Source organism: Micromonospora yasonensis (assembly GCF_026013475.1).
GTDB classification, from domain to species: domain Bacteria; phylum Actinomycetota; class Actinomycetes; order Mycobacteriales; family Micromonosporaceae; genus Micromonospora; species Micromonospora yasonensis.
Window position 1 is genome coordinate 1 of sequence record NZ_JAPDPH010000420.1, and the last position, 2,006, is coordinate 2,006.

2 protein-coding genes and 2 pseudogenes are annotated in these 2,006 nt (G+C 73.1%); 3 read left to right on the forward strand and 1 reads right to left on the reverse strand.

Annotated elements, in window-relative coordinates; translation table 11 throughout:
* The 3 genes and pseudogenes from ONA70_RS35960 to rplI form a co-directional block, all read left to right on the forward strand.
* A pseudogene (locus ONA70_RS35960) lies at positions 1–128 on the forward strand (single-stranded DNA-binding protein); the annotation flags it as partial.
* Positions 129–169: 41 nt separating this feature from the next.
* Complete coding sequence (gene rpsR / locus ONA70_RS35965; RefSeq protein WP_013289355.1) at positions 170–409, forward strand: 30S ribosomal protein S18; 240 nt, start codon at positions 170–172, stop codon at positions 407–409.
* 14 nt (positions 410–423) lie between these two features.
* Positions 424–870: a 50S ribosomal protein L9 gene (rplI, locus tag ONA70_RS35970; RefSeq protein WP_265010934.1), complete on the forward strand. Its 447-nt coding sequence runs from the start codon at positions 424–426 to the stop codon at positions 868–870.
* Positions 871–943: 73 nt separating this feature from the next.
* On the opposite strand, the pseudogene ONA70_RS35975 reads toward rplI, so the two are convergent.
* Positions 944–2,006, reverse strand: a pseudogene (locus ONA70_RS35975) (hypothetical protein); the annotation flags it as partial.

Below are 2,006 nucleotides of genomic sequence, written 5' to 3' on the forward strand. Positions count from 1 at the left end.
TCGGTGGTGGTGGCGGTGGTGGCCAGGGCGGCGGAGGCAACTTCGACGACCCCTGGGCCTCGGCCTCCCCGGCTCCCTCGCGCGGTGGTTCGGGCGGCGGAAACTTCGACGAGGAGCCCCCGTTCTAATGGCGCCGAGCGCCCGCGATCGCAAACCAGGAGCAAGAGCAATGGCCAAGGCTGCGGCACTTCGCAAGCCGAAGAAGAAGGTGAACCCGCTCGACAAGGACGGGATCACCTACATCGACTACAAGGACACCGCGCTGCTGCGCAAGTTCATCTCCGACCGCGGCAAGATCCGCGCTCGGCGGGTGACCGGCGTGACCTCGCAGCAGCAGCGGCAGATCGCCCGTGCGGTCAAGAACGCCCGCGAGATGGCGCTCCTGCCGTACACGGCCACGACCCGCTGAGAGGAGGCACCGATATGAAGATCATCCTGACGCAGGAGGTGTCCGGCCTCGGTGCCCCGGGCGACATCATCGAGGTGAAGGACGGCTACGGCCGTAACTACCTGCTGCCGCAGGGCTTCGCGATCGCCTGGACCAAGGGTGCGGAGAAGCAGGTCACGGTCATCAAGCGGGCCCGTGCGGCCCGCGAGATCCGCGACCTCGGCCACGCCAACGAGGTCAAGGCCCAGGTTGAGGGCCTGAAGGTCAACCTGAAGGCCCGCGCCGGCGACGGTGGCCGGCTCTTCGGCTCGGTCACCCCGGCCGAGATCGTCGACGCCGTCAAGGCCGCCGGCGGTCCCAACCTGGACCGTCGCCGGCTGGAGCTGCCCGGTCACATCAAGTCGCTCGGCTCGTACCCGGTCAGCATCAAGCTGCACCCCGAGGTGACCGCCAAGTTCGACCTGAACGTCGTCAAGGGCTGACACCGACAGCACGACGAAAGGGCCCACACCGGACTGGCCGGTGCGGGCCCTTTCGCTCGTCCTCCGGCGGCGCTCAGCCGATCGGCTGGCCGGTCACCGCGCTGATCATCACGGTGGACAGCCCACCGCCGACCACCGCCGCCGCCAACGCCACCGTCGCCGACCGCCAGGTCGTCCCGACCCGGCGCAACACCACCGCGACGACCAGGCTGCTCACCAGCGCCAGCCCGAACCGCGGGGCACCCGCGATCAGCGACGCGAGAGCGTGCGCCCGCGGGGAATCGCAGCCGCCACCGGTGATGTCCGTGACGCAGCCCGCCGGCGCCTGCCCGTCGAGGAACAGCAGCCCGACGACGACCAGCAGCGCCGGCACCAGGTAACAGGCGGCGGTGTAGACCAGCGGCCGGATCGGTCCACCCGGATCCGGGTCGAGCAGGTCGTCCTCCAGCGGCCGGGGCGCGGGGTAGGGAACCGCCGGCGAGTGCGCTGCGGAGGTCGGCGTCTCCGTCCACCGCGGGTCGTCCCCGGCCAGCCGGGTCCCGGACCAGAACGCCTCGGCCTGCTCCGCCGACGCCCAGCCCTCCCGGGCCGGCGGCACCGTCCGGTCCCACTCGCCGGTGTCGGTGATCCGGTCCCACTCGCCGGTGTGCTCCGTACGGTCCCACCGGCCCGTGCCGTCCCGCTGCTCGGCGACGACGGCGCGATCCCAGGCGTGCACCCCGGAGGCGTCCCACGGATCGACCGCCGACTGCTCCGCCGGACCTGGATCGGCCGACCGGCTCCAGGGGTCGGACGCCGGCCGCGACCACGAGTCCGACGACCCCGACCAGCGGGACCGCGGACCGGTCGAACCGGGCTCCCACCCGTCGCCCTCGCCGCCGGGGGAATTGGCGCCCGCCAGGCCCGACCAGGTCACCTGCGGTCGCCGGGGCTGCGCGCGCCGCGGCCGGCTACGCGGGGCCGGCCCGGACACCGGCTCGTCGTCGCTCGACTCGGCTCGCCGGCTCCCGACGTACCCCTGCTTCTGCGGGGTGTCCAGGGTCCACTCGGCGGTGTGCTCGCTCACCGGGCCGGCGCCGACAGCCCGCCGTTCGCGGCGCTCGCCCTCCTGGCGCCACCCGTCGACCGCCCCCGCC